This is a genomic window from Coleofasciculus sp. FACHB-542, from assembly GCF_014695825.1.
In the GTDB taxonomy this organism is placed as follows: Bacteria; Cyanobacteriota; Cyanobacteriia; order Cyanobacteriales; family FACHB-T130; genus FACHB-T130.
Genome location: NZ_JACJPB010000038.1, coordinates 1 through 25,637, shown reverse-complemented (window position 1 = coordinate 25,637; position 25,637 = coordinate 1). Strand labels below are relative to the sequence as shown.

Annotated in this window: 24 protein-coding genes and 1 pseudogene; 12 read left to right on the top strand and 13 right to left on the bottom strand. The window is 47.3% G+C overall.

Annotation, left to right across the window (positions count from 1 at the left end; all coding sequences use genetic code 11):
• The first annotated feature begins 54 nt into the window (after positions 1-54).
• The 5 genes from H6F52_RS13480 to H6F52_RS13460 all read left to right on the top strand — a co-directional run bounded on the left by H6F52_RS13480 (position 55) and on the right by H6F52_RS13460 (position 4,637).
• A complete protein-coding gene (locus tag H6F52_RS13480; RefSeq protein WP_190530363.1) occupies positions 55-999 on the top strand; it encodes a GDP-L-fucose synthase in 945 nt (314 codons plus the stop codon).
• Between the two features lie 159 nt (positions 1,000-1,158).
• Positions 1,159-1,731, top strand: a complete 573-nt coding sequence (locus H6F52_RS13475; RefSeq protein ID WP_347276213.1) for a 5-formyltetrahydrofolate cyclo-ligase — start codon at positions 1,159-1,161, stop codon at positions 1,729-1,731.
• 322 nt (positions 1,732-2,053) lie between these two features.
• A complete protein-coding gene (locus H6F52_RS13470; RefSeq protein ID WP_242030340.1) occupies positions 2,054-2,851 on the top strand; it encodes a carbohydrate ABC transporter permease in 798 nt (265 codons plus the stop codon).
• Between the two features lie 328 nt (positions 2,852-3,179).
• A complete protein-coding gene (locus tag H6F52_RS13465; protein ID WP_190535420.1) occupies positions 3,180-3,656 on the top strand; it encodes a hypothetical protein in 477 nt (158 codons plus the stop codon).
• Positions 3,657-4,019: 363 nt separating this feature from the next.
• Positions 4,020-4,637: an ElyC/SanA/YdcF family protein gene (locus H6F52_RS13460; RefSeq protein ID WP_242033943.1), complete on the top strand. Its 618-nt coding sequence runs from the start codon at positions 4,020-4,022 to the stop codon at positions 4,635-4,637.
• Between the two features lie 82 nt (positions 4,638-4,719).
• Here H6F52_RS13460 and H6F52_RS13455 read toward each other — a convergent pair whose 3' ends face one another.
• On the bottom strand, positions 4,720-6,231 hold the full coding sequence (locus tag H6F52_RS13455) for a CIA30 family protein (protein WP_190535418.1): 1,512 nt from the start codon (positions 6,229-6,231) through the stop codon (positions 4,720-4,722).
• Positions 6,232-6,313: 82 nt separating this feature from the next.
• On the opposite strand from H6F52_RS13455, the gene H6F52_RS13450 reads away from it, so the two are divergent.
• Together H6F52_RS13450 and H6F52_RS13445 are read left to right on the top strand one after the other, a co-directional pair.
• On the top strand, positions 6,314-6,859 hold the full coding sequence (locus tag H6F52_RS13450) for an HAD-IIIA family hydrolase (protein ID WP_190535415.1): 546 nt from the start codon (positions 6,314-6,316) through the stop codon (positions 6,857-6,859).
• A gap of 256 nt (positions 6,860-7,115) precedes the next feature.
• Positions 7,116-8,036: an alpha/beta hydrolase gene (locus tag H6F52_RS13445; protein WP_190535412.1), complete on the top strand. Its 921-nt coding sequence runs from the start codon at positions 7,116-7,118 to the stop codon at positions 8,034-8,036.
• A gap of 52 nt (positions 8,037-8,088) precedes the next feature.
• Here H6F52_RS13445 and H6F52_RS13440 read toward each other — a convergent pair whose 3' ends face one another.
• The 3 genes from H6F52_RS13440 to H6F52_RS13430 form a co-directional block, all read right to left on the bottom strand.
• Positions 8,089-10,542 (bottom strand): HD family phosphohydrolase, encoded by a 2,454-nt coding sequence (locus H6F52_RS13440; protein WP_190535409.1) that lies wholly within the window; start codon positions 10,540-10,542, stop codon positions 8,089-8,091.
• A gap of 241 nt (positions 10,543-10,783) precedes the next feature.
• Positions 10,784-11,671 (bottom strand): ADP-ribosylglycohydrolase family protein, encoded by an 888-nt coding sequence (locus H6F52_RS13435; RefSeq protein WP_190535404.1) that lies wholly within the window; start codon positions 11,669-11,671, stop codon positions 10,784-10,786.
• A 92-nt stretch (positions 11,672-11,763) separates the two neighbouring features.
• Complete coding sequence (locus H6F52_RS13430) at positions 11,764-12,456, bottom strand: hypothetical protein (protein ID WP_190535401.1); 693 nt, start codon at positions 12,454-12,456, stop codon at positions 11,764-11,766.
• A gap of 308 nt (positions 12,457-12,764) precedes the next feature.
• Here H6F52_RS13430 and H6F52_RS13425 point away from each other — a divergent pair, with 308 nt between their 5' ends.
• A complete protein-coding gene (locus tag H6F52_RS13425; protein ID WP_190535398.1) occupies positions 12,765-14,132 on the top strand; it encodes a mechanosensitive ion channel family protein in 1,368 nt (455 codons plus the stop codon).
• Positions 14,133-14,183: 51 nt separating this feature from the next.
• Here the strand turns inward: H6F52_RS13425 and H6F52_RS13420 are convergent, their stop codons facing one another.
• The 3 genes from H6F52_RS13420 to H6F52_RS13410 all read right to left on the bottom strand — a co-directional run bounded on the left by H6F52_RS13420 (position 14,184) and on the right by H6F52_RS13410 (position 17,191).
• A complete protein-coding gene (locus tag H6F52_RS13420; RefSeq protein ID WP_347276212.1) occupies positions 14,184-15,011 on the bottom strand; it encodes a DUF3153 domain-containing protein in 828 nt (275 codons plus the stop codon).
• Positions 15,012-15,067: 56 nt separating this feature from the next.
• Positions 15,068-16,378: a TldD/PmbA family protein gene (locus H6F52_RS13415; RefSeq protein ID WP_190535395.1), complete on the bottom strand. Its 1,311-nt coding sequence runs from the start codon at positions 16,376-16,378 to the stop codon at positions 15,068-15,070.
• 288 nt (positions 16,379-16,666) lie between these two features.
• A complete protein-coding gene (locus H6F52_RS13410) occupies positions 16,667-17,191 on the bottom strand; it encodes a tetratricopeptide repeat protein (RefSeq protein ID WP_190410669.1) in 525 nt (174 codons plus the stop codon).
• A 333-nt stretch (positions 17,192-17,524) separates the two neighbouring features.
• Here H6F52_RS13410 and H6F52_RS13405 point away from each other — a divergent pair, with 333 nt between their 5' ends.
• Complete coding sequence (locus H6F52_RS13405; protein WP_190535392.1) at positions 17,525-18,085, top strand: hypothetical protein; 561 nt, start codon at positions 17,525-17,527, stop codon at positions 18,083-18,085.
• Between the two features lie 24 nt (positions 18,086-18,109).
• Here the strand turns inward: H6F52_RS13405 and argB are convergent, their stop codons facing one another.
• The 3 genes from argB to H6F52_RS13390 all read right to left on the bottom strand — a co-directional run bounded on the left by argB (position 18,110) and on the right by H6F52_RS13390 (position 21,190).
• Positions 18,110-19,003, bottom strand: a complete 894-nt coding sequence (argB, locus tag H6F52_RS13400; RefSeq protein ID WP_190535389.1) for an acetylglutamate kinase — start codon at positions 19,001-19,003, stop codon at positions 18,110-18,112.
• A gap of 89 nt (positions 19,004-19,092) precedes the next feature.
• Positions 19,093-19,668 (bottom strand): shikimate kinase, encoded by a 576-nt coding sequence (locus H6F52_RS13395; protein ID WP_199300546.1) that lies wholly within the window; start codon positions 19,666-19,668, stop codon positions 19,093-19,095.
• Between the two features lie 64 nt (positions 19,669-19,732).
• Positions 19,733-21,190 (bottom strand): NB-ARC domain-containing protein, encoded by a 1,458-nt coding sequence (locus H6F52_RS13390; RefSeq protein ID WP_190535386.1) that lies wholly within the window; start codon positions 21,188-21,190, stop codon positions 19,733-19,735.
• A gap of 270 nt (positions 21,191-21,460) precedes the next feature.
• Between H6F52_RS13390 and H6F52_RS13385 the strand changes: the two genes are divergently transcribed.
• On the top strand, positions 21,461-21,688 hold the full coding sequence (locus H6F52_RS13385; protein WP_190410665.1) for a hypothetical protein: 228 nt from the start codon (positions 21,461-21,463) through the stop codon (positions 21,686-21,688).
• Between the two features lie 60 nt (positions 21,689-21,748).
• Here H6F52_RS13385 and H6F52_RS13380 read toward each other — a convergent pair whose 3' ends face one another.
• Positions 21,749-23,257, bottom strand: coding sequence for an NB-ARC domain-containing protein (locus H6F52_RS13380; protein ID WP_190535383.1), 1,509 nt, complete (start codon positions 23,255-23,257; stop codon positions 21,749-21,751).
• A 381-nt stretch (positions 23,258-23,638) separates the two neighbouring features.
• Between H6F52_RS13380 and H6F52_RS13375 the strand changes: the two genes are divergently transcribed.
• The gene (locus H6F52_RS13375) at positions 23,639-23,830 is read left to right on the top strand and encodes a hypothetical protein (protein ID WP_190410913.1); all 192 of its coding nucleotides are present in this window, start codon (positions 23,639-23,641) and stop codon (positions 23,828-23,830) included.
• A gap of 129 nt (positions 23,831-23,959) precedes the next feature.
• Here H6F52_RS13375 and H6F52_RS13370 read toward each other — a convergent pair whose 3' ends face one another.
• Together H6F52_RS13370 and H6F52_RS13365 are read right to left on the bottom strand one after the other, a co-directional pair.
• Positions 23,960-24,697 carry a LapA family protein gene (locus tag H6F52_RS13370; RefSeq protein ID WP_190535380.1) on the bottom strand — a complete coding sequence of 246 codons (738 nt, stop codon included), beginning with the start codon at positions 24,695-24,697 and terminating at the stop codon, positions 23,960-23,962.
• A 78-nt stretch (positions 24,698-24,775) separates the two neighbouring features.
• Positions 24,776-25,384, bottom strand: coding sequence for a flavin prenyltransferase UbiX (locus tag H6F52_RS13365; RefSeq protein ID WP_190535377.1), 609 nt, complete (start codon positions 25,382-25,384; stop codon positions 24,776-24,778).
• Between the two features lie 101 nt (positions 25,385-25,485).
• Here H6F52_RS13365 and H6F52_RS13360 point away from each other — a divergent pair.
• A pseudogene (locus H6F52_RS13360) lies at positions 25,486-25,637 on the top strand (IS701 family transposase); the annotation flags it as partial.

Here is a 25,637-nt window from a genome sequence, read left to right as displayed (position 1 = left end):
ATCACTCATCAATTTTTGGAGATATCCTGAATCCAGTGGAGGATGGCAAGAGATATGGCTAGTTTAGATTTAAGCGATAAACGGATTCTCGTCACTGGCGGAGCTGGTTTTTTGGGGCGTCAGGTCGTAGATCGGTTGTGTAAAGCCGGAGCCGATCAAAACAAGATTACGATACCGCGATCGCGCGAGTACGATCTCCGCTCCTTAGAACACTGTCAACGCGCCGTTGAGCAGCAGGATGTCGTGATTCACCTCGCCGCTCACGTCGGTGGCATCGGTCTGAATCTGGTAAAACCCGCTGAATTATTCTACGACAACCTGATGATGGGCACTCAACTGATTCATGCTGCCTATCAAGCAGGGGTTCAAAAATTTGTTTGTGTAGGGACTATCTGCGCTTATCCCAAGTTCACGCCAGTACCATTCAAAGAAGATGACCTCTGGAATGGCTATCCGGAAGAAACTAACGCCCCCTATGGCGTTGCGAAGAAAGCTTTACTGGTGCAACTCCAATCCTACCGGCAGCAGTACGGCTTTAACGGCATTTACCTGTTACCAGTGAACTTGTACGGCCCGGAAGATAACTTCGATCCCAAGAGTTCCCACGTGATCCCCGCCTTAATTCGCAAAGTCCACGAAGCTCAAGCTAGAGGCGATAAGCAGCTACCTGTATGGGGCGATGGGAGTCCCACTCGCGAGTTTCTCTACTCTACAGATGCGGCTTTGGGTATCGTCATGGGTACCCAGGACTACAATGGCGCAGAACCCGTCAATTTGGGAACGGGTTATGAAATTTCTATTAAGGATTTGGTAGAACTGATTTGCGAACTGATGGGCTATCAGGGCGAAATTATCTGGGAAACCGATAAGCCGAACGGTCAACCGCGCCGCTGTTTAGATACAGAACGGGCGAAGCAAGAGTTTGGCTTCACTGCCCAAGTGGACTTCAAGCAAGGGCTGAAGAACACAATCGATTGGTATCGGCAGCACGCTGAGTAAGCGTGAAAAACTCGCCAGTGTAAAGAACCCGTTTTGCCGAACAAAACGGGTTTCTGCGTTGTCAGGAGCGAAAATAGCGCTCGCAAAACAAGTCCCCAGGATATCAAGTCAAAGGATGGACGATAACCCCCTCGCCACAAACCTTAAGTTATAAGACTTGTGAACAAAGTCGATCATCAACTGGATAAACAGCAATTAAGGCGATCGCTTCTCAAAACACGGCAATTGATGCCTGTGGAGGAATGGAGAGAAAAGAGCGATCGCATCTGTACCCACCTGGAATCTTCCCACCTATTTACCCAATCCAAAACGGTCTTAGCTTATTTCAGTTTTCGACAAGAACCTGACCTTAGCCCTCTCATTAGCGCTCGTCGCCGATGGGGATTTCCTCGCTGTGTTGGCGATCGTCTTATTTGGCATCTCTGGAAACCTGGAGACTCCCTACAAAAAGGTGCCTATGGTATTCTTGAACCGCACCCAGATAGCCCTGTTTTACACTCAACAGAGGTAGATTTAATTCTTGTGCCATCTGTAGCTTGTGATGTGCGGGGATATCGTTTAGGTTATGGTGGTGGTTATTACGATCGCTTGCTCAATTCATCTGAATGGGCAACCCAATTAACTATCGGCATTGTCTTTGACTTTGCTTTTTCCCTAGAGTTGCCAATTGATAGCTGGGATAAATCTTTGCAGGGCGTCTGTACAGAAACGGGGTTGAGGATGATGCGATGAAATCTCAATTTCTCAATTTTTATTTTTTAATTTCCGCGCAGAGGACATTGTCCTCTGCGCTCCAACCACCTACTTAGAACAAGCATTTGGTTAGACCAATACTCTTACTATAATATGACTTAATTAGATTAAAAGCAAGATTTTTCCAAAAATAAACATCATAAATTATTAATAATAATAAAAATAAATAATTATTTTTTATTGACTGATTTCAATTAAAGAAAACAGCTATTGTCGCCCAATGATAAATTCCAAAACTCAAAAAACAAACGTGATATATCGCCTTTTTACAACTCAAAACTCAAAAGTTAAAACTTTTTGGATGTATGGGTTTCTGGGAGCGATCGCGCTAGTGATGCTTTTTCCTCTACTTTGGCTCATCAGTACTTCCTTAAAATCTCCCACTGAAAATATCTTTCAGTTCCCACCCCAGATAGTCCCACAAGAGCCGACATTCCAGAACTTCATCACCGTTTGGCAAACCAATCCCTTTGGTCAGTATTTGTTCAACAGTACCCTGGTGGCAGTGCTGACAGTGGGCTTAAATCTGCTATTCTGCTCGCTTGCCGCTTACCCCTTGGCACGGCTGGATTTTCGGGGGCGGGACATGGTTTTTGCGGCTGTCGTCTCCACGATTATGATTCCGTTCCAAATCGTGATGATTCCCCTGTACATCTTGACCGTACAGCTAGGTTTGAGAAATACCTATTTGGGTGTTATTTTGCCAAGCATCGCCTCTGCCTTCGGGATTTTCTTGCTGCGGCAAGCATTTCAGGGCGTGCCCAAAGAACTAGAAGAAGCGGCTCGGATGGATGGCTGCTCGGAGCTAGGCTTGTGGTGGCACGTCATGCTTCCAGCAATTCGCCCAGCACTGGTAACGCTGGCAATTTTTGTCTTTATCGGTTCTTGGAGTGACTTTCTCTGGCCCTTAATTGTCCTCGACCGACCCGAATATTACACCCTCCCCTTAGGTGTCGCTACCCTTGCCGGGGCATTATCCCTGGATTGGCGACTGGTAGCAGCGGGTTCTGTCATTTCCATTACTCCAGTGCTGCTTGTCTTCCTCTTTTTGCAACGATATATTGTGCCGACAGATGCAGGGAGCGGCGTCAAAGGTTAATGGTGCTTCAGATCAAGGCGATCGCGCAAAGATTTATCAAAGCACCCTATCCAACCAGAAATTTCCCTTAGAAACAGAGCGGTGCCACTGTTAGCTTTATTTTCAGTTCCAAGAGTCCTGAATTCGATTGAAAGCGATCGCGCACGAGAGATTTAAGTGGATTCACCTCGATTTAAGTCATGCAATCAGGTGATGGAAACTCACCCAATCGGGTGAACTTTGTGGGAACAACCTGGCTGTTTGCGAAATTTCAATGACTCAGATGGATGTTTCAGAAGTACCTAATTTAAATTCTTGCAGCGATTTCCTTCAGGAGCAGTCACTCTCTATGATTCACCACATTTCTCTCCCCGCTGAAAATCCCCTTCACGTCGCCAATGTCTTTGCAGAGATATGGAATGGGAAGGTTGCCCCATTCCCACCAAATCCAGGCAGTTATATCGTTATTGCTGGCGATGAGTACGGGACGATGATTGAGATTTATCCGGTTGGTACCGAAATGATACCTGGTGAAGGTTACGAGCAGGCAGCATTCATTCAAAACGTTTTGTACTCACCGTTTACAGCTACCCATGCTGCCATATCTGTACCGACGAGCCAAGAACAGATTGAGAAGATTGCCACCCGTGAAGGCTGGCGCGTGCTGCGCTGTAACCGGGACTCGTTTTTTGATGTGATCGAGTTGTGGATTGAGAACAAGCTATTGATTGAACTGCTACCCCCGGAGATTGCCCCTCAATACGTAGCATTTATGCAGCCACAAAACTTGGAGAAGTTGTTCTTTGCCACTGCTAGCGCAGCGTGAAACGTGGATTAGACAGGCTGGGCGTTTCCTACTCTGCCTAATTAGACAAAGTTGATTCGCTCGTTAATCTTTCAAATTCCGATCGGAAGAACAACTGAAGACGTAGAGGTATAGAAATTAGTTTTCTTCCGGATATAGCTACGTTGTCTATGTAAAACAAAGATTAGTTAGATGCACCCTGATGTTTACCCCTGGAGACAAGCCAGGGGTTTTTCTTTTTAAGGGGTTATTTTGGCCGATTGATATTTTCCGGAGTTGGGATGCAATTCCTTGAGGCTAGCTAGAACAGATTTCTGATAACGTTTGGGGGGAGTTTGATTGAGCGTGCGTCAATGGTTTTTGTCTAACTGGCGTCGTGTTTTTCTGCTCCTCTTGTTGGGAAGTGCCGCGCTCGCTCCAGCGACGATCTACTATGTGAATGCAGTTACCAGAAGCGATCGCTATACCGAGCCTGCCCAAGTTCCGGCTGAGCGTGTCGCCATTGTTCTTGGTGCAGGCGTATTGCCCGACGGTAGCCCCACACCGATGCTAGCCGATCGGGTGGAAGCGGCTGTGCAACTTTATCAGATGGGTCGGGTTAAAAAACTGTTGATGACGGGCGATAATAGCCGCACCGACTACGATGAAGTGAGCGTAATGCAGCGCTACGCGAGCGATCGCGGTGTACCGGCTGCTGATATTACTCTGGATTATGCTGGTTTCAGCACTTATGAAAGTTGCTATCGCGCACGAGAGATTTTTGGGGTGACACAGGCGGTTGTCATCACGCAGCAGTTCCACTTGTCACGCGCCGTGTATACTTGCCGTCAATTAGGTGTGAATGCGAGCGGCTTGGGTACACCCGATTGGGGACGGTATGGAGATGGGGTGATGAAATCCTATTCGACGCGGGAAGCACTCGCGACGGTGAAAGCCGTTTTAGAGGTGAATCTTCTCCGTCCTCAACCAACTTTTTTGGGGCAATTTGAGGGAATAAAGTAGGGACAAGCAAATGTTTGTAAAGATAGTAGACTTCTTGCACGGAGTTTTTTATAAAACCGCAGAGGCAAGAAGTCTATTTGTTTTACGATTTGATTGCTGCAATGCGATCGCTTTGCAAGCTGGAGAATAAGCTTTCCCAGTCGGGAGAACTTTGACTCTCTTGGGCCTCTTTTACCTCAAAGGTGAGATTACAGGCTTTGGGTTGTTCTAGCGATCGCACGCACAATTCGGCAATATCTTCCCGGCTCACTTTGCCCCGAATATTATCACCTTGCTCGAAAATTAACGCCTTGCCTCCTGGTTCTTCCGTCAAAGCACAAGGTCTGATAATTGTGTAAGGAATACCACTTTCACGGATACTTTCTTCACCGCGCAATTTCCAAGTAAGAATTCCTCCTAGTTGGTCGTTCATTCTCACTGCTGGCGGTTCTTCCCCTAAATTGATTCCAGGACGACCGGGACGAGTTACACCTGCCGAACTGACCATGATAAATTGAGGCATCGCGCCGCCATAAGCTTTGATAGATTCCACCTGCAAAGCAAAGCCTCCCGGTGAAAACTTCGGATTTAGTTCTCCATCGTATTCAAACTTGCTCAACATCAACTGGAACGAGCAAATTTTACTGGGATTAATTGCTTCGCCATCTTGCAAAGTTTTGGCGCGAAACACGGGAGTTAAATCAGCGAAGGGAACGCGAACATCGATCCAGGTATTGGCTACGGTATCAAAAGAATAAGAATAAGCAACCCCATCCCATCTGGATTCAGTGCGGATGAAAAATTTGTAGCGTTTTCCATCGCCTCTGAGGCGCAATTCCACACCCTCGTATCCTGCCAAATTTATCGGAGTGTCGAAGTTGCGGGTGCGAACGGAAGCAAAACCACCAGAGTTGTCGGTTGATACGTTGCCCGCAAACAGCGCCGTGCCTTCCACCAGTTGTATCCCACTCTGGCTTACGCCACCCATAACGACATCATCCACCGCACCCCAAGTATTCTTGATGTCATCTGAAAGGTTGCTAAAATCAAATACTACTTTTTCAGCTCCCCCCTTCGTCTGAGGGCTAAAGTAGTTGGCAGCAACTTGCACTAAGTTCTGGATGCCTTGATAGTCCACGATTTCCGGGCTGTCAACGACTTCGGGCATATAAAACTTGATACCCTGATAATACTTCGCCCGATCTGGTGTATCGCCCTCGACTGGTTGCACCCGAACCCCAGTGCAACAAATTACAGCACTAACGTTCGACATCATTTCCGGAGTCAATGTTTCTGGGATGGTGATGTCTCCCTCAAAGAGTTCTACGTTGTCGCCAAGCATTTCCCGCGCTTTCTGAGTATTTCTGACGAGGGCACGCACTGGATAACCCCGTTCAACCAGTCGCCGCACGACTCGTTTACCGACCCCACCCGTCGCCCCAGCAACCAGTATCACTCCCACGCGCTTTCCTCCAGTAGGTTTGTCTTGATTATCCTTGGTGCGACCTTGCAGCAACCGCTGAAGGCAGTTGAAGAAAGGAATCACCTCGAAATAGGTCAGCGTTTGCAAAAATCTGCCGAAATCCCATTTAGATCGGTTATTTTGATTCGTCATTTTCTTGTAAGATTCCACGTTCTTAGCTGACTTTTCCCCTTATCTTGGTTTAATAGCCAACTGACTTGAAAACAACTCTCTAATGGAGCAAGATCCTTCAGATGTCAATGCTGAGACTAACTTACTCATCCTCGATCTTGATGGCACCGTGCGATCACCACTTTCAGATCACAAGTTTATCCAGCGTCCCGGCGATCAGCAGATTATTCAAGGCGCTGAGGGAGCGATCGCTTACTTCGCCGCGTCTGGCTGGAAAATCGTCGGCGTAACCAATCAAGGGGGTGTCGCCAGTGGTAAAAAATCTCTGCAAAGTTGCATTAAAGAGCAGCAATACACTTTGGGATTATTACCAGAGATAGAAGAAATTTATTTCTGTCCTGACTTTGAAGGAAAAAAGTGTTTTTGCGTAACCCCCAGCGATATTGTTAATCACAGCCAACACCCTGAATCTGGGAAGTTTCGCAAACCGAATCCAGGAATGCTGAATTTGGCGATAGAAAAACACTTGCCAGACAAAGTGTTAATGGTAGGCGATCGCTCGGATGACAGAAATGCTGCAAAAGCCGCAGGTATCAAATTTCAGCAAGCAGAAAGCTGGAGACAAACCTATGGCGATACTGACGTTTGAACGGATGGGAATGAGGATGCGATCGCCGACTCACTCTTTCCAATCCCGATCCGTTGGGTGAGTTAACAATTACTGTGCCAGCATCAGCGATTGATGCTGGCACAGTAATTGCCATAGATTTTGCTCCAGCAAATGCAGATTCATCGGTTACTATTTCCTTTAGTCCAAAATTGGCTGTCTTTTAACGCAAAGAGCGCAAAGGTAAGCGCAAAAGTACGCAAAATTAAAGATGTAAGCTTAAGGTTTGTTAGCGCCTATGCTTCAGTTTCAACCGCCTGGTTTTGAGCAAAAAGTCATAGAAACTTCCCTCGGTTCGATGGTTTACTATACCGCAGTAGAGAACTCGTGGTTAGGGCAACGACAAGCTGAATTGCCACCGTTAATCTTCCTGCATGGCTTTGGTGGCGGAGCTTCTGCCTACGAGTGGTCGAAGGTGTACCCGGCTTTTGCAACGACTCACCGCATATTCGCACCAGATTTAATTGGTTGGGGAGAGTCAGCTCATCCAGTCCGAGATTATCAAATTGCAGACTATTTGAAGACGCTGACGGAGTTTATTGAGAAAATTGCGATTTCTGGAGGAGAGCAAAGTTTTACCCCTGTAAAAGTGGTGGCATCTTTGCTGACGGCGGCTTTCACTATCCGTGTGGCTATTGAACGTCCGGAGTTATTCCAATCGCTATTTTTAGTATGTCCGTCTGGATTTGCCGATTTTGGACAAGATGCTGGGCGCAGATTACCGCTTCAAGTAATTGGAACTCCGCTGTTAGATAAGCTAATTTATACGCTTGGGGCGACAAACGACGTGGCGGTGCGGAGTTTTCTAGAACGCTTCCTATTTACTAAGCAAGAACGATTGTCTGAAGAGATAGTAGAGGCTTATTTGGCGTCAGCGCAGCAGCCAAATGGGGAATACGCAGCGCTGGCATTTTTGCGGGGCGACCTTTATTTTGACCTTGCCCTGTATATTCAGCAATTGACGGTGCCGACTTTTATCCTGTGGGGTGAGGAGGCACAGTTTATCAGTGTGAATCTAGGGAAGCGTTTGGCTGGACTGAATCCAAAAGCAATTCGTGGGTTTCAACCAATTGCGGGAACGGGAGTGCTACCTCATTTGGAGCAGCCAGAAGTGTTGATTGGACTGCTTCAAGGTTATTTGTCAGCAGTTAATAGATAAGTGTGTTTTTTTCAATCCGCGAGGAGAGTCTAGCTACGCGAATAGTCTTCTATTAAACGGATGCTTTACATCCTTTGTCTGAGCTAACCGTGAATTTGGGATAAGCAATGCGTTGGTGATTATATTGTTGCCAGACTTGGACGAAAACTTCAGCAATGCGGGATAGTTCTTCTCGCGTTAACCCAGACTCAGCTAACTGGCTGTCTTGCCAACGGGCGCGGAGAATTTTGTTAATCATGGAAAGGGCTTGTTCTGGAGTAGCATCTTTAAGCGATCGCAATGCTGCCTCACAGGAATCTGCCAACATCATTATCCCCGTTTCTCGCGACTGAGGAATCGGCCCATCATAGCGGAAATCTTCCTCCCGCACAATTTTCGTCGGGTCTTTCTCGGCTATCTGCTGCGCTTGGTGATAAAAATAGGCAATCAACATTGTTCCCTGGTGTTCCGGGATAAACCCCTGAATTGCCTTGGGCAAACGGCATCGCCGCGCCATTACCATGCCCTCAGTTACGTGTTTTTTGATAATCTCAGCACTCTTCCAGGGGTCATTAATTTCATCATGCTTGTTAGGACCGCCCATCTGATTTTCAATAAATCCCAATGGATCGTGCATTTTCCCAATATCGTGGTACAAAGTACCGGCTCGAACAAGTTCTACATTGCAGCCCAGTTCCCGCGCTGCGGCTTCTGCCAGGGTGGAAACGAACAATGTATGTTGAAAAGTTCCCGGAGCTTGAGCGGCTAAACGTTTCAACAAGGGACGGTTGGGGTTCGCGAGTTCCGCCAGCCGAATCGGTGTCACCAAGTCAAAGACGTGTTCTAGATAGGGACTCAGACCCAGCGCCACAATACTCCACGCTAAACCGGAAAAACCGCATAAGGCAGCTTCTTGGAGTACGGTGTACCAAATTGAACCTGTTGCGGCACCGAGAATCAAATTCACAATCAGGTAGACAGTGCCTTGAGTTAATCCGACGCCAACGCCAAGGAAAGCGAGTTCTTCGCGCGATCGCATTTTCCCTGCCAGTAAGCTCATCATAATTCCACCCGCAGCACCCGCCACCAAACAATCCCAAGTAATGGGCAGGCTAACCGATAACACGCCACCCAGCAGTCCCACAACGGTGACACCCAACGCAGAACCGTAGAAACTGCCCACTAATAAACCAACTGCTGGCAAATTCGTATAGCGAATACCCAAACTCACTAGCACTGGCGTACTCAAAGTCAGCAGCAATATCAGCAAGTGATCTCGTTGCCGGATTTGGGGATTAAATCGCCGTTCCACCCGCCAGAACGTACACACGCCACCCGTGACCAGAATTCCAAAACCAATCAATCCAGACCAGCTAAGGCTCCGGCGGCTTAATTGAAAATACTCTAACAGCACAAAATCTGCCTGGGAGATGGTTTCACCGGCGCGGACAATCACCTCATCCTGCCGAACTGCGATCGTTTGCAGTGCCACCGCTTTTGCTGCCTGTTCTGCCAGTTGTTTCGTTTGTTCTGGATCTTCTATTAAGTTGGGGCGCAGTCCCCAGAGCAACATTTGGGTTGCCACCGGCTCAGCTTCCGGGGGAACGAGCAAATTCATTTGCACTCTCAACGCTTGCTGTAAGATACTGTCAGGCAAGCCTGGGGGAATCCCTTGGGTGAGCATCCGTTCGGCAACCTGGGGAATGCCGGTTTTTGTTTGCTGCCAAGCTTCATTCGACAAGTCAAGCAGGGAGGCATCGTAGCGCCTTTCTGGATTGCCATTTGAGAAGGCGGCGACAGCTTCGGCGTATTGCGCGCGGGCTTGGTTAATCGTGCTTATTAGGGCTAAAAAATCTTGAGGACTTGCGGCCTGATGGTAAGCTTGGAGTTCGGCGACAGCAGGGGTTGCGGAAATATTCGATTGACCGTTGGCATCTGGCAATAACCCTGACTGGGATTGATTCACTTTCATGTCAGTGTCCACCGCTGCCAATATGGAGCGCCACTCCCACTCCGCGCACTTGCGGAGGTCAATCTGAGTGGCAGCAGACAATATGGCAGTCGGAACCATTGGAAAAGAACCGGCTAGTTGTCGGAGGTCGTCGGCGGTACGAAGCGATCGCTCCAAATCATCGTAAACTTGTTCGGTTACGTCTTGCTGGATCGTCAAGACGGGCACGGCACCTGTGCGGGCTGCCTTCCGTTTTTCTTCTGTGGTGAAAGTATCTACGACATTAGCGTCAAAGGTTGCCCGAATCGTCTGCGGTGCTATCTTGCCGACGGCGAGCTTTGGCGCATTGTAGTAGCGCTGCCCCATTGTTCCGGTGAGGGACACCACTGCCAGCAGCCAAACAATCCGAGGACGGTTTCTGCGGTTTTGGAGAGTAGCGCCAAGACCTAATCCTAGACCTTGCCCTGATATAGCGGCAGGCGAATCAACAAGTCGGGAAGGTAAAAGACTGCGAAGGGGCTGGTACGTCCGCCGCCATTGATCAAGCTGGTGCGTCAATGACTGAAGCGTCTTCATGTTTATAGTATGGCTGTCGTTTTAGGCGACAGGAGTGATGGTAGCGAAAAGTAGATTGGCATTCATAAAAGGCACCTTACAGCAATCTTTACCCTTAATGGCACCCCTTTGTTGGCTTCATCCTACCTTACAAAACACTGCCCAAATTGCCTATCCCCCTTGGGGGATTTATCCGATTAAATTTAATTTTCTTTGACCAGCTTAGCTTGCATGGAGTAGCGATCGCTGGTATTAAAAAAAATTAACGCCGTTGAATTACATGGGGCGCTGCTACGGCGCTGATTTGCTGGGCTGGCTTTGCTGTTGAGGCATCATAAACACCAGACCAAACAGCAAGGAGATTGTCTGCTAGTTGAAACAACTGAGCATCTGAGGTGATTCCCCACTTAGGTTGATTCCAAGATAGCCGCCATCCCATAGGAATGCCCACTGTACTGTTATACGCTCCCGATAAAGCACCCGCGATCGCGCAGGTAATCGGGGGTTGGTAGCCGCTACGGGCAGCACGGGCGACACTCAGGCGAAAATCTTCTAGAGTACTGAGGAAGCAGTAAAAACCCAGAGCGATGGGGGTACTCTGGGGCTGGGCATTCCGACATAGTTGAGCGATCGCTATTTCTAAGCTCGCATTTTCTGCTAATAAAATTTGGACTTGCTCTAATTGTTGCACCAGAGGCGTCTGGGAATCTCCTAAGAAGGCAAGGGTTTTGGGAATCAAAGTAGCCCGATTGAGTTTTTCTCGAAGGCATTGAGCGATCGCGTATCCCACTGCTAACGCCCCATCTCTTAACTCTGGCTCATCTTGCCAGATGCTGACAACTTGTTCTAAATTTTGCCGCAGTTTGGCTTTATATTCATGGGAGAACAGCACAATCGGCAGTGTGGCAATAATCGCTCCTGGCGTAGGCGCGTTAGCACTGTTCGCGTCTATCTCCACAAATTTTTCCGTGAGGTGACGCCAATCTGCGAAATCGAATTTACCCCGCTCAATTAAGCTTTCTGCGCCCCAAACCGCCATTTTGCCCCAGCTAGGAGGCTGCTGAGACTGTTTTTTGCTCAAAGGGGTGAAATCCCCGAATGCAGCGCCCAACAAGGTGCCGCGAAACCGACTTAACAGAGAGTAGCGCATGATTTCTATCGTAGAGGCGATCGCGACTTAGACAGCGTTCTCTCAACATCTGCCGTGCTATAGTCTACCGTCTCCCCAGTAGAATCGCATCTTCACTGAAAATTTTCCCTTGTAATGACTTCTCCCGTTTGGATATTTTTCAAAAAAGGAATGCCTATCCAAACTTCTATCGAGAAATTATAAGATGAATTGTAGTCATCGACGATATAACATCCATTAAAACTGCGAGTTTTCTTCAGGGAAATATTCCAACTCGGCGGAGAAACACTCCAATATTTAGCTTTTTCACTAGATTCGTTTTGTAAATTTGTTTTACTAATTTTATAAGGAACTTCAACAATATCGGTTAAATCATAAGCATATTCATACTTGTCCAAAATACTTAGAATATCTTCCCAACTTTGAACTTTTATTTTTTTGTCGAAAATTCGTGAATTCAGCCAAGAATTACCAATTTCAACCAGTTGTTTCGCGATTAATTCTACCCGATGCTTGTCTTGCTTGAGAAACTCTAAATCTTCGGGAAGTAATACCCTGTTGGGTAGGATAGTCCAAACTTCAAAGGAAGTCTCTGTCTCTGTATCAAATGAGAAAGTAGATTTTTTTATACCTGGTATGTCTTCAAAAACTTGCACAGCACTAATGGGTGCTAGGGAGTCTAAGTATTTAGATTTAGTAGAACCTATTTCAACTTCTGGTAAATCTTTTGGGTAATTCTCCGCTAAATGATAATCTGGAGCCTTACATAGCTCTTCTGGAAGATAGGATTTTGTTGAAGTTTGCACTGCGCTTCTCCATTGGAATAATTTTTGTTTCAACAGAGTAGCAGAGCGAGTAAGACTATTCAGTGTTGCAGTTTACTAAAAATAAAGAGTTTTAATTATCAAGTATTATCATCCGCCTAAAGACAGATAAAAAAATGAATAACGAACACCAAGCGATCGCTCATCAAATTTTATAGACGGAAAACAAGTCAAGTATGGGGAAGAGAAATGCAACAACTGAAACTTAGAGTAAGATTCCCTATCTATAGTAAGAATTCAGATGCCAAATGCGCGAATTATGCTAAATTTGGTCGTCCTTCGGAATGGATATGAAAATTCTTTTTCATCGTTGCACTGGGCAGCAAGGCTCACAGCGACTCCAGATTTTAATTGTCATTACCAGCATTTTCTTCATTACCATTCCATCTGGACTTGCCCAGGAGGCTACCTCGCCAAAATCCACACCCGTAAGGATTTCAACTGAAGAACAATATTTTGCTGATGTTGTTGTCAGAGGACGCCCAGTTTTTCAAGTAGGTAGTTTATCGGGAATCAGCGCTCAAGAGCGATCGCAAATTATCAATCGGCGGATTGCCAGTATACTGCTGCAATCAGAGGCTTTGGGGCAAGTCACCGTTAAACCAGACAATCCACGGAAGATAGCCACCTTACAACTCAATAACCGAGTCTTAATGTCAGTAACTCAACAGGACGCCCGCGACTTTGGGGTGTCTGTAGAGGTGCTTGGCGAGAAATGGGCGAATCAATTAAATCAAGCTTTCAAAAAACCGCCCCTAGCCATTGATGTTGGACAGCGACTTTATCTTACCGTGCGCGATCTGGTACGGGACGCCATCAGCAGCTTGCCCTTAATTTTAGGGGCATTGGTCGTCGTTGGCATCACCTGGGTAGGTGCTAGAGGCGTGCGTTACATTGCTTTAAAATGGGCGCAGAAAGAGACAGAAGGCGATCGCAGCACTGAAATTCTGATGGGGCGAGTGGGATACGGTGGAGTTTGGGTTATTGGCTCTGTCATCGCTCTAGGCGTCTTGGGGCTTGACATTGGGGCTTTGCTGGGGGCATTGGGACTTACCAGTGTCGCGATTGGTTTCGCCCTCAAAGAGGTTTTCAGTAACTACATTTCCGGAATGATTTTACTTGCCGCCCGACCTTTTCGGTTAGGCGATCAAGTGACGATCAAGGAATTTGAGGGAACCGTTACCCAAATTCAACTGCGGGCAACTACTCTAAATACCTATGATGGGCGGAAGGTGTATATCCCAAATCAAGAAGTTTTCCTTGCTAGCATTATTAATAACACAGCTTTCAAGCACCGCCGCAGTTCGGTTACGGTTGGCATTGCCTATGGTGCCAATATCTCTACTGCTAAACAAGTGATTACTGATGCCGTTCTTAAAGTCAAAGGCGTGCAGCCAAAACCAGTGCCAGAAGTCCTTGTCCGGGAACTGGATTCTGGCAAGGTGAATTTGGAAATCCGCTTTTGGGTGAATTCTCGGCGTTTGGAGTTTTTAGAAACCACTTCTAAAGCAAATGAGGCGATTAAAGAAGCCTTGCACAAAGCGGAGATTGAAATACCCACCGAAATTTATACATTGTTAGTACGCAAATCGCAGACTGAGGCTGATGTCTACCCCACGGACTGGGATTCCCAGAAGCGGCTTCCGAACGGCAAGTAAGCTGTTCTAGGCTCCCAGTCTGTTAGCTCCGAATAAAGCGCGATCGCTTTTTTACGGCACCTGTGGCACCGATGGGGGTGCAGAACTGACACCGCTTCCCTTGCCTCGGTTGTATTTCAAATAAAACCCTGCCACTACTAACAAGATAATTGCGAGGGTGCCAATACCGAGGGGACTGGGAAGCCAGAATACCGCCTCAACATGGTTCACTTCACCGGGTTTGAGCGTCCAAACTAACAGATGTCCTTTCTCCGAGATAACTGGGTTGAGTGCATTCTCCGCCTTCTCAACACTCCGCGCCCCCCAAGGGGTTCTCAAGCTAAAGTCCAAATCGAACAGCGAACCGGGACTAACGATAACGTTACCGTTAGTAGAAAGAACGCCGAGCGATCGCAAATCCAAATCGTAGCTTAAGTGATTCCGTATCCAGAACAGGAAATTCCCCTGTCTCAGACTCAGGTGGGAATTAATCTTTGGTAAATCTGTATCTGTCGCCGCCTGAGAACCTTTCTTTGCAGGGGGATTAAAAAACTGGTTAAACTTCTCCTCCAGTTCCGCACCGCTAGCAAACGGAATTGTCACCACAACTTCCTGGTTTGAGATGCGCTTCGTTTTCCCTTGCAATTGTCGCGCCCGGCGCTGAAGGCTATCTAACCATTCCTGTGCCTGCTCGCTGCTCAATGCCGTCAGTTGTTCGCCCAACTTGATATGCTGGACAATCTCGCCACGGTTCGGATTCTCGAACCTCACCCCAGCATCATACTGAACGCAGCCCGACAGCAATACGACCGCTAACAGCATCGCCCAAAGAACCCGCATTTTCGGCAATACTTTACCGAAAGCACCCCTCGCACTCCGACTCAACACAGCTAACTTCACGCCTTTCTCTCCTCCTTACTTTTCTGGTTGCCTTCTCTCGTGCCGGAAGTCGTTCGTTACCCTTGCCGCGCCGCTACACCCAACTGCTTGAACAACAAACTCGGCAAGAAACTACCCCCGCCTACCCATTCCGGCTTATCGCCCAAATCCACCAAATTTTTAAACGCCTCAAAAATACTACCAGCCACCATCGTATTCTTGACTCGACCGACAATCTGACCTTTTTCTACCTTGTAGCCTAAATCCAGATTGACAGAAAACTCTCCCGCCATTTGATTCGACTGTCCAGCACCGAGAACCTGATCCACAATCACCCCCTCATCCATGCTGGCAATTAAATCCGCTGTCGATGTCTTCCCAGGCGCAAAGCAGAGATTTACTAACTCTGGGCTGGGACGCGACAAACCACCCCGAAAGCCGTTTCCTGTTGACTCACAGCCAGCCCTGGCTGCCCAGCGCCGATCCCAGTAAAATTCTTTCACTGTGCCTTTCTCAACAAACACTTTGCGACGGGTGGGCGTGCCTTCATCGTCAAAAGCACAGGCAGATGGCCCGATTCTGGGGTCTTCAAATAAATTTAAGCGTTCGTCAAAGAGGGTTTCACCCAGTTTACCGACCAGAGGAGAGGCTTTTTGGACGATACTTTGACCGGAGAGAACCGTCTTAAATAAGCGTCCGATGGCACTAGCGGCGGCTCTAGGATTAAACAGAACGGGGAAAGATCCGCTCTGAATGGTCGCTGGCTGCTCTGCTAGAGCGTATTTTCGTAACAAATCTTCTAGAAGGCGATTAAAATCTGGGACGCCTTCACGGGCAATATCGGAGCTATAAACCTGGAGAAAATCTTCACCCCGTACCAAATTCCCCGAAAGGCTGGCACTAACAACCTGGCTGGTGCGCGAGGCGTAGACATCCGCACTGGTTGCAATTTTTACATTATTTGTCCGGACGTGGAACCCCACATCTACCAGAATATCGGAGTTGTAGTCGTGGATTTGAGAAATTAAGCGATCGCCCACTTCCACTAATTCCTGGGTTGCTGGTGGCGTATATTTTTTTTCCGGTTCCGTCACCTGTACATCCGCAGCAAATTCAAACTCAGCCTTATCGCCAATTTCTGAAGTTTGTACGGCAGCATCCACCAAATCTTCCAGCCGCGTCAAGTCAGTGGAACTGGCAAAACCCAGCCTTCCTTTGTGTAGTACCCGCAGCGCTACTCCTTGTAGCGCTTTGGTTTGCAGGGATTTTAAGCGATTGTTTTCAAACTCAACTGGTGTGTCTTGGCTTGATAGATAGTAAACCTCAGCGGAGTCGGTTCGTCCCTTCGCCAATTTCAGAATCTGCTCCAGCGTCGCATCAGTTACCATCTCAGGTTCTCCCGCTTCACCCATACCATCTTAAAGCTACCAGAGGGACTCGTCGCACGACTGCCCTAAATACCGCTGTAAAGACAGACAGGAAGTTTACCGACTGCTGCTAATTGTTCTACGACTTTTAATTGGAGAAAAATCTCCTCAACAACTCAAACAGAAGCTAAATTTGCGATTAGATGAATTTTCCCAACTTAGGAAAGCCCGTCCAGTCACGCCATATTGGGCATAAAAAAAGGTTTGCGGGAAGCCAAACAAGAACCCAATCACAGATAAAATTAGCGTTCAAAAATTAAACCAAGCTAATCCACCGAGTGTCAAACCAATGGCAACCAAGGCAACCCAAATAAACAAATTGTCCTTGGTATTTACTTGGCTGAGATCGATGGGTTCCGGTTCTGGACGCTTTTGAGGAGTTTTCGTAGCACCCTGAAGATTGCTCCCCCGGCGAAATTCCGGTTCGCTGTCAGCGAGAGTTGTGAGATCGGGAATCTCTGTCAGCCATTCTGGACGCCTGCTGAGTTGCGGGGCTTCCATAATGTAGAGTAAGCGACGGCTTTGCTTGCTAGTTTGTGGATCGGGATGATGTCGCAGCTGTTTGCAGAGGGCGATCGCTTCTGTTGTTTGTCCTGCTGCTTCGTAAGCCGTCACCAGCCAAATCAAGATTTCTCCTCCCAATCGGGAGTTTCGAGTCACCAAGCTACTTGCCTTCTCTAAATGCTGCACTGACTGGCGGTAATTTCCTCGCTCAAATGCTGCTGTGCCAGTCTGGTACTCGGTTCTAATAATTTCCTGGGTTTCTGAATTCACTGTGCCAATCGAATTTAAAGAGAACTTTTTTGTGCTTTGTACGTCATCACCGATAGCCTCTTTAAATTTTAGCGAAGCAGATTATCCTGTAATCAAGACGGCTAAAATCAATTGCCTTTGCCAGGGTTTTCGAGAGCATCCAAAGACAAAAATTGCAAGCTGCCAGCTCGGAAGATTTATCGTCTGTAAGGGGTGGTTTCTGTTTCGTTGTTTCAACATCACCCGTTCAGGTGAATCAACGAGGGGAATTTTTCTCGCCTTGCCAGGGTTTATCTTAAGAAGTCATTCAAAATTTCATACTTAGCACCATCCAAAAGATTAGGATGTAAAACCATGCTCAAAACCCTACCTCTGCCGTTGCATCGTTTTCATCGGTTTTGCCTTGCCACCGGCTTAGCACCCTTGACCCTGGGCATTACGGTACTAACCGGGGCGATTTCCCCAGCCAAGGCACAATTAATCATTCAGCAAGGCGTGCCTACTTATGGATTTCCCCAGCATGGAGTTATCCAGCCGTCGTCGGGTAGCTTTGTTTATGGCAGTCCGATTCCCAGTCCGATTCCGATAAACCCAACGACGGGGATGAGCGATCGCGGATCGAGTAATTACTACCGAGTCAATCCCAATCCCTATCCGAGTTATCCCGACTATTACCAGGGTTATCCCAACTCCTATCCAAGTTATCCCGACTATTACCAGGGTTATCCCAACTCCTATCCGAGTTATCCCGGCTACCCGGTGGGATCGCACAGAAGAGTCAACAACTCGACACTGATCAACCCCACCTTAATCAATCCCCAGATTCGGGATTCTATCCTGATTAATCCAGTGATTGTGAATCCGCGAGGCAATCGCAGACGCTTCAACCAACCCAGGCAGATTATTATTCGTTAATCGCGCACGCCTAAGTCATAGACCCTAAGTCATAAACTCAGAGGCGATAATCATCGAGCCGATACCGGCGTCGGTGAAAATTTCTAATAGCAGTGCGTGGGGAATACGACCGTCAATAATATGAGTAGCCCGAACGCCTTGAGCAAGCGATCGCACGCAACATTTGACCTTGGGAATCATCCCACCGCCCACAACACCGTTCTCAATCAGACGTCTCGCTTCGGCGATATCCACTTTGGCAATCAGAGTGGAGGGATCTTTGTAATCCTGCAAGATCCCTGCTGTATCTGTGAGCAAAATCAACTTTTCTGCCCCCAAAGCTGCCGCAAGTTCCCCAGCTACGGTATCCGCATTGATGTTATAGGCTTGTCCACTGTCATCGGTTGCCACGCTAGACACTACAGGGATATATCCGCTACTGACCAGCGACTGCAAAAGCTTGATATCAATACTGTTTACTTCTCCCACAAAACCAATGCCCTCTACCCCTTCTGGACGGGCTTTGATCAAGTTGCCATCTGTGCCGCAAAGTCCAACAGCGGAACCGCCAGCACGGTTAATTAAGGAGACAATTTCTTTATTGACCCGACCCACCAAAACCATTTCCACCACCTCCATTGTGGCGGCATCGGTTACACGCAGGCCATTTTTAAATTGGGGTTCGATTCCCAGTTTAGCCAGCCAAGAGTTAATTTCTGGGCCACCACCATGTACCACGATGGGACGCAAGCCTACGCAGGATAAGAATACAATGTCGCGCATTACCTTATCTTTGAGCGAAGCGTCTTTCATCGCCGCGCCGCCGTATTTAACGACAACGGTGCGACCGGCAAATTGCTGGATGTAGGGAAGTGCTTCGCTTAGCACTCGAACACGAGTCGCTTCAGCTTTCTTGAGGTATTCGCTATCGTTAAGCATTACTTAGCAGGATGATGCCAGTTATCGTTTTCTAGAAGTTTAGTGCATACTGGCGTCTGCGGCACGATGAGAGGCGGCTGTTTCCAGATTTACTGACCGTTATTCTCTTGCTTTGGCTTGAGAACTGAGGGAATGGCTTCGATGACTTGCGTAGCAATTTGTTCGGGAGTTTGCCCCTCGCCAATGGTGATGTGCAGATCGGCTTGGGCATAGAGTGGTTTCCGTTGCTCAAAACGCTTTGGGAATTCGGTCGCGATGTCAGCATTTTTTAACAGAGGTCGGGTGGTATCGTTTTGCAAACGGGCGACTAAAAGTTCCACAGGGACATCCAGCCATACGACGAGACCGTGTTGGAGATAGCTCCAATTTTCTCGCTTCAGGATAATACCGCCGCCAGTAGCGATCGCTAACTTCGTATAAGCCGACAATTCGGACAGCACTTGGCTTTCCAGCTTCCGAAAGCTTTCTTCGCCGTCACTGGCAAAAATATCATTAATCGATTTTTTCGCAACTTGCTCAATCACCGCGTCGGTATCGAAAAAGTGATAATCCAGATGCTGTGCCAATAAGCGTCCCACGCTTGTCTTTCCCGCACCCATCATGCCAATCAAATAGACATTGATGCCCTTGAGTCGGTCGCGCAGGTTCTGATTGCTATTTTCCATATTTACAATTGCCGGAGCGATCGCTGTCCTAGTTTAGCTATCAACAAAAAAAATTGACTCTTTACTATATATCAAACTTCCAAGTAGCTATCTTTTCCAGGTCTTCAAGCGACGATTGCCACTTCTCCACCAATCCCCCGCGCACGCTGCTTCTTACCCAAGGATGCAGATCGTAGCGTGGATTGCCTAGCTCATCTTGTACGTCTTCAATCAAATACCATCGTCTCAGATCCGCCAGTGCTGCGTCCAAGTCTGAATCCAGTAATTGCCCAACTTTAGACAACTCAGCTCTGCTAACGGTCGCATCCACCCTACCCATGTAACGCAGCATACTTTGTGCTGCCACATCGATGCGCTGCCACGCTGCTTCCAGACAGAAGCGGTAGAATGTCTCAACTTGTCGGCTGGCAAGCTTTAATTCCGACAAGATTGGCTCAAGTGCCTGGTCGTGGAATACCCGTCCAGCCAGGAAATGCAGTGCTAAAGGTGCGCCGCGAGATAATTGATGCATTTGATAGAGCTGTTCATTGCTTGCCTGCCTCAGTACCGAAATATTGTTGTATTTTGCCTCGTCCTCCAACAATTTAGACGACCATCTTGCTTCGAGTCCTGGGATTTCAATTAATCCCACATAGGGAGGTTTAGTGCGGTGTCGGCTGGTAATCAGTGCCCGACTGGGGTTGAGCATTTTGATAAGGTTCGCCAGAATATCTTCAACTTGTGCGGTCTCCGCATTATCCAAGACGACAAGCAATTTCTCTGCTCTCAAACGCTGGTGAACTCGCTCAGGGGGACAATCCAGTTGATGCGCGATTTCATTTAAAAATTTCTTCCACGTCAGCGCCTCAAACTGCTTTTCCTGGCTGATGTAACCATCCACCCACTCGCTTTGCCTCGCTGTCACCCACACCACATCCGCGAACAGATTTCTGTCGAGTGCTTCTTTCGCAATTTGGCTGGCAGCTTCAGATTTGCCATACCCTGGACTGCCGCTGAGGGAAAAAATAGAGAGTTCTGTGGGATCGTCCAAGCGGTTCAATACTTCTTGAATGAAGCTTTCTCGCCCCCACACCATCCGACATCGCGGATTAGGGATAAACAAGCCCCACTGGCGTTTTTTGCCCCGATCTAGTGGCGCTTCGGTTGGGGCGTTGACGGTTTGATTTTCCTCCCAGCATCTTATACCAGGAGTGGTAGATAAGGAGTCTTGAGAACCGACCTGTTCCCCGATTGGACAGGATAGCAAGCTCTGAGAATTGTCCGGAGCATTCTTAGAAAACTCGCTCCATTCATCATAGGAACAGTTCAATAACAGATGACATAAGCCATTGGCAATCCGATACTCGCAGGTTTGGCGGCTCTCCGAGTTCAAAATTGCTTGTAAAGCTTGGCGGGAGGGTTCAAGTGTATTGAGTTGTTTCCGCCACGCACTCAAAAATTCTTGCATTAAGGCACGCTTGCCTTCAGGCTTGTACTTTCTGTTGAATTCTTCGTGTAGCTTTTTCTTTAAGCTTGCGGACAAAAAAACGTTACTGTTATCTCTTCTGAGGTCAAATCCACCAGCCATATAGATACCGATAGACCTTTTTGCGTATTTCTGACAAAATTTGGAGCTTTGTATCAACAAAATCCTGCAAACTATTAACTTGAGCAACCAACTTGGCTTTGAATTACTTTGAAATTACCCTATAATTGCTTTGTTTCAATTTCAGTAATGTTACGGTTGCCTAATAAGGTTAAATTGTGAAGCACGGTAATCTCACTTAGGATCATCAAAGTTGGGTGTTCTACCATGAAAAATAACCTCAGCAATATCCGCGAAGTCGTCCAACACGCTTTGAGTACAGGCTACTTAACTGTTGCAGCCGAAGAACAGCTGCGGAGACTTTTAACAACTAAGTATGGATTAGAAGACTTCAACGCTTTTATGCAGTTGCAGCAAGCTGCAATGCTGGGTCAAGTGAGGCAAGAGTCCCGCGAACTCGCCCTTTCTCAGCGACTTTCCTGTGGGAGATGCTAGCGGCTAAGCCAAGCATTGGCAAAAAATCGTCCTTTCCAGCCCTTTGTTAACCCGGTAATGTTAACCCGGTAAGGTTAGACGACGGTTGGTTTCGTATCTCCCAGATGGAGCGTTAATTAGCCCCAAGCTTAATAAAAGAGCCACATCTTTAGTCGTCATTTCTTCACAAATCTGCTCAACTAATTTGTCAGCGAGATACGCCCTGACAACAGGTGGCAAGGTGAAATTATTCGAGGTTTTTTCAATCAGCGATCGCCGTCGCAAAGATTCCATTGCTTCTAGCTGCTGCCGTTTCGATACTCCCGGCACCACCTCGTCTCGCAAGGAACGTATAGGAATTAACTTGTGACGAATTGCCAGCCAGTACATTACTTTTTTTTCTAAGTCCGAGAGGCGATTGAACTGCCGATCTAATAGATCTCGGATATCCCCAAAGACAACCAACCCTTCTGCTAAAAAGTCGGTGATATTTCCGTCAAAGACATCTTGAATCGTCGTTGCTACAATTTTCAGGACTAGCGGATTTCCCGCATAGCGGTTGATCAGGACTCTACATTCTTCGGTTGAGCCAACTAAACCTTTGAGTTGCAGTAACTCTTGTCCATCGGATGCTGACAACCCCCTTAGTTCTAAGGAACGAATGGGTAAGTTTTCCCCTTCTAAGGATGCAATTTCTTTCGGTTTCTCCCGACTGGTGAGAACCAGACAGCTAGGATGGCGTTCTTCTCCCAGACGTCGGAACAGTTCCCCATATCCCTCATATTCGGGACGATAGTATCCAGCGTGTTGGATAGGAGATAAGACTTCCTCTGCTCGATCGAGGATGATCAGACAGCGATGCGATCGCAGATAAGCCATCAGTAGGGAAATTCCCTCGTCTGCGGTTGCGTCACCGATGATTTCCTGTCCTTGAGACAGAAATTGAACCAAGTTTGCCACCAAATCTTGAACTGATGGAGCATGACGTAGCGATCGCCAAATGACAAACTCAAAATCTTGCTGAATCTGTTCTGCTAGCTTTACAGCAAGAGCAGTTTTCCCGATTCCCCCTATCCCCAACAATGCCACTAAGCGGCAGCTGTCGTGGACAATCCACTGCTCTAAGGTTGCCAGTTCTTCCTCGCAACCGTAGTAAGCTGCTACATCAATCACTTCTTCCCAATCCTGGGAAGCGATCGCCGTCCCGATGGTAGATGTCTCAGCTTGACCGTGTTCGGATACGTTAGCGGAATCTATTTTATATCCAGCTTTTGAGAGCAAGTTGGTGACGCGGCTCCAGTTCTTGATTTTTATAACGTCACCCGTCTGGCGAATCAGGAGTTCTTGAATGTATTTGTACAGCCCATTCGATAAGTAAACTCTAACGGCACTGCTAGTGCGACTTTTGTAGACAGTGTCTGCTATTTCTGCTGGACTATAGCCACACAACAATCCTCTTAAGAATTTCTTCTCAACAGGTGTCAAACTCCTTCCTTTGGCAGATGCTAAATCTAGATAAAGCTTCTCCAAATGCCAATTATTTGCTGCTTCTGTAAACTCGTCGTCCTGCCGCTCAACAGTTGATACCATTCTCTCGCGTTGCTAACCTCAATAAAGGCTGTCAACGCCTGATTCTAACGGATTAATTATGAAATCCTAACGAAGTTACGATGAAGTTCTAACGAATTTAATAACGATTGTTAGATGAAGTTTTTTTAATATTTTGGCTATCCTTAAATTTTAGGGAGACTTTATCTAACTTTCATCTAAAGTTCATTAAAATTTCACAGTTTTTGAGAGGGAGAAAAGAGGTGAAGCGATGGTTTTCCTAGGTTTTAACGGCATTACCCTACCCTGCGGCTCAATTATATTGCCCTGCCTCAGAAAAGGCATCCGTAAATTAACTGACGTGAATTCCCTATTTCAAAACCTAATGGTTTCTCCGGGTGTTGATTGAGTTGGTGACAAATTATGATGCTCATCCGCGAACTTGTCGAACAAGCACTGACTATTGGATATTTAACCGTTGAAGCTGAAGATCAACTGCGACAGTTATTAAGAAAAAAGTATGACAATGAGGATTTTAATGCCTTCATGACCTTGCAGAAAGCCGCAATGACAGGTCTTGTCAAGCAGCAATCGCGCGAACTGATGCGGTTATAAGTAGTAGTTTAGAGTTAATTCTTGGGGTTAATGACTTGAGCATTCAGGAGTCAAAATAATAAAGCGTGTGAAGGCTTCCCCGGAGAGGGGTTGAGGGAAACCCTCGCAAAAAAAAGTCACCCTCTAGGCTTATCGGTTCTTCCAATCAGTGTCAAACTCGTCGTCCTCGTCTTCAAATCCCCAGTCGTCCTCATCCGGATTGGTTTTCCGTACAGGTTCAGGTTCCTGATAGGGCGGGGTAATTACCCGGTAACTAGCATCATAAACGGCTTCAGTTTTTCCCACCCCAGAATTGCGCGGTTCCCGGTAGCTGTAAGAATAGACGGAACCCGATCGAGAGGCGCTTTTCGGTTCTTGCTGACGCTCGTAGGTTGTACGTTCTGCTACAGATTCTTTTGCAAACGGTTGTCGGCTTGGAGTGCGATCGCGCGGTTCCTCCGATTCATCCCCCCAATCATCATCCTCCGCAACCTCCTCTTCCCAGTCATCTCCATCTGCATCGGTATTCGTTGGCTCTGGCGGAGGGGGAGGGGTGTAACTGGTTTGTTGAGTGGTAGAGGTTTGTTGAGTGGTATAGGTAGATTGGGCAGTTTCCCGCCGCGACTGGTTGGCACGAGGGGGTTCTGTAGCTTCTAGTTTGCGGATGCGTGCTTGTAAGGGACGCCGTTGTAGATAGCTCAACAATTGTAAGAAACTGCCAGCCAGGGCACCCGTTGCGATCGCTGCCAAAATCCAAACCCCTACAGGTAGCACTTGCGTCTTAGCACCCAAAAATACCAGCGCTAGCACCGGCGACAAATTTTGTAAAGCAAGTAGTGCTACGGACCCTAGCACCAACATCAGCAGTAAAATCCGAATCGCAGGCATAATCTATTAAAAATTAAAAATTAAAGCTTAAAAATGCAGAATTTCTTCTTGTATTTTCAATTTTACATTTTTAATTTTTCATTTTCCTTCCCATCGGTTAATCGGGATACAGTCAATATCTAGCTGATCTAAGGCACGCGCCACCACAAAGTCTACTAAGTCTTCAATTGTTTGGGGATTGTGATACCAAGCAGGAATTGCTGGGACAATTCGGGCACCTGCTTCTGCCAAAGCCGTCAGGTTACGCAGGTGAATCAAGCTAAAGGGCGTTTCGCGGGGCACAAGAACCAGTTTCCGCCCTTCCTTGAGTTGGACATCTGCTGCTCGCTCCAAAAGGTCGGAACTTAAGCCAGCTGCCAGTTTCGCCACGGTACTCATACTACACGGCATAATCACCATCCCTAGGGTGCGGAAGGAACCACTGGCAATATTGGCTCCCACATCGCCCCAAGGATGGCAGTAAAGTTTACCCTGCGTTTCGACTCCAGCTTGCTGTCGCCAAAATAGTTCCTGTGCCACTGCTTCTACAGGCATCCGGATATTTTGCTCTGCCTGCCAAACCATATAAGTAGATTTGGAGGCAACCAGTTCAACGCTGTACTCAGCTTGGAGCAGAAATTTTAAGGCACGCACGGCATAAATTAAGCCGGAGGCACCCGTGATGCCGAGGATAAGGGGTTTGGTCATTAGTAATGGGTAATAAGGAATTAGCGGTGCTTAAACGAAAAACAAGACTCTAAAAAGGTATAATACAGACATGGCAACCATTTCACGTTATGGTGTGATAAATGAAAGAGACAACTCCCGCCGCCATGCCCCCTTGCTTTAATAGATGGTGCAAACGCTTTGATGATATATTGACGCATCAAGCCCAAAAACGGGAGTTTAGGAACTATATAAGCGGATTATTGGGGGAAAGTGAACGAAAAAACCTGTCTCA

Excerpts from the sequence above, each read along its gene's own strand:
- H6F52_RS13480 (WP_190530363.1), top strand. The coding sequence starts at position 55 with ATGGCTAGTTTAGATTTAAGCGATAAACGGATTCTCGTCACTGGCGGA.
- H6F52_RS13470 (WP_242030340.1), top strand. The coding sequence starts at position 2,054 with ATGTATGGGTTTCTGGGAGCGATCGCGCTAGTGATGCTTTTTCCTCTA.
- H6F52_RS13465 (WP_190535420.1), top strand. The coding sequence starts at position 3,180 with ATGATTCACCACATTTCTCTCCCCGCTGAAAATCCCCTTCACGTCGCC.
- H6F52_RS13455 (WP_190535418.1), bottom strand. The coding sequence starts at position 6,231 with ATGACGAATCAAAATAACCGATCTAAATGGGATTTCGGCAGATTTTTG.
- H6F52_RS13450 (WP_190535415.1), top strand. The coding sequence starts at position 6,314 with ATGGAGCAAGATCCTTCAGATGTCAATGCTGAGACTAACTTACTCATC.
- H6F52_RS13445 (WP_190535412.1), top strand. The coding sequence starts at position 7,116 with ATGCTTCAGTTTCAACCGCCTGGTTTTGAGCAAAAAGTCATAGAAACT.
- H6F52_RS13440 (WP_190535409.1), bottom strand. The coding sequence starts at position 10,542 with ATGAAGACGCTTCAGTCATTGACGCACCAGCTTGATCAATGGCGGCGG.
- H6F52_RS13435 (WP_190535404.1), bottom strand. The coding sequence starts at position 11,671 with ATGCGCTACTCTCTGTTAAGTCGGTTTCGCGGCACCTTGTTGGGCGCT.
- H6F52_RS13425 (WP_190535398.1), top strand. The coding sequence starts at position 12,765 with ATGAAAATTCTTTTTCATCGTTGCACTGGGCAGCAAGGCTCACAGCGA.
- H6F52_RS13415 (WP_190535395.1), bottom strand. The coding sequence starts at position 16,378 with ATGGTAACTGATGCGACGCTGGAGCAGATTCTGAAATTGGCGAAGGGA.
- H6F52_RS13405 (WP_190535392.1), top strand. The coding sequence starts at position 17,525 with ATGCTCAAAACCCTACCTCTGCCGTTGCATCGTTTTCATCGGTTTTGC.
- argB (WP_190535389.1), bottom strand. The coding sequence starts at position 19,003 with ATGCTTAACGATAGCGAATACCTCAAGAAAGCTGAAGCGACTCGTGTT.
- H6F52_RS13395 (WP_199300546.1), bottom strand. The coding sequence starts at position 19,668 with ATGGAAAATAGCAATCAGAACCTGCGCGACCGACTCAAGGGCATCAAT.
- H6F52_RS13385 (WP_190410665.1), top strand. The coding sequence starts at position 21,461 with ATGAAAAATAACCTCAGCAATATCCGCGAAGTCGTCCAACACGCTTTG.
- H6F52_RS13380 (WP_190535383.1), bottom strand. The coding sequence starts at position 23,257 with ATGGTATCAACTGTTGAGCGGCAGGACGACGAGTTTACAGAAGCAGCA.
- H6F52_RS13375 (WP_190410913.1), top strand. The coding sequence starts at position 23,639 with ATGATGCTCATCCGCGAACTTGTCGAACAAGCACTGACTATTGGATAT.
- H6F52_RS13370 (WP_190535380.1), bottom strand. The coding sequence starts at position 24,697 with ATGCCTGCGATTCGGATTTTACTGCTGATGTTGGTGCTAGGGTCCGTA.
- H6F52_RS13365 (WP_190535377.1), bottom strand. The coding sequence starts at position 25,384 with ATGACCAAACCCCTTATCCTCGGCATCACGGGTGCCTCCGGCTTAATT.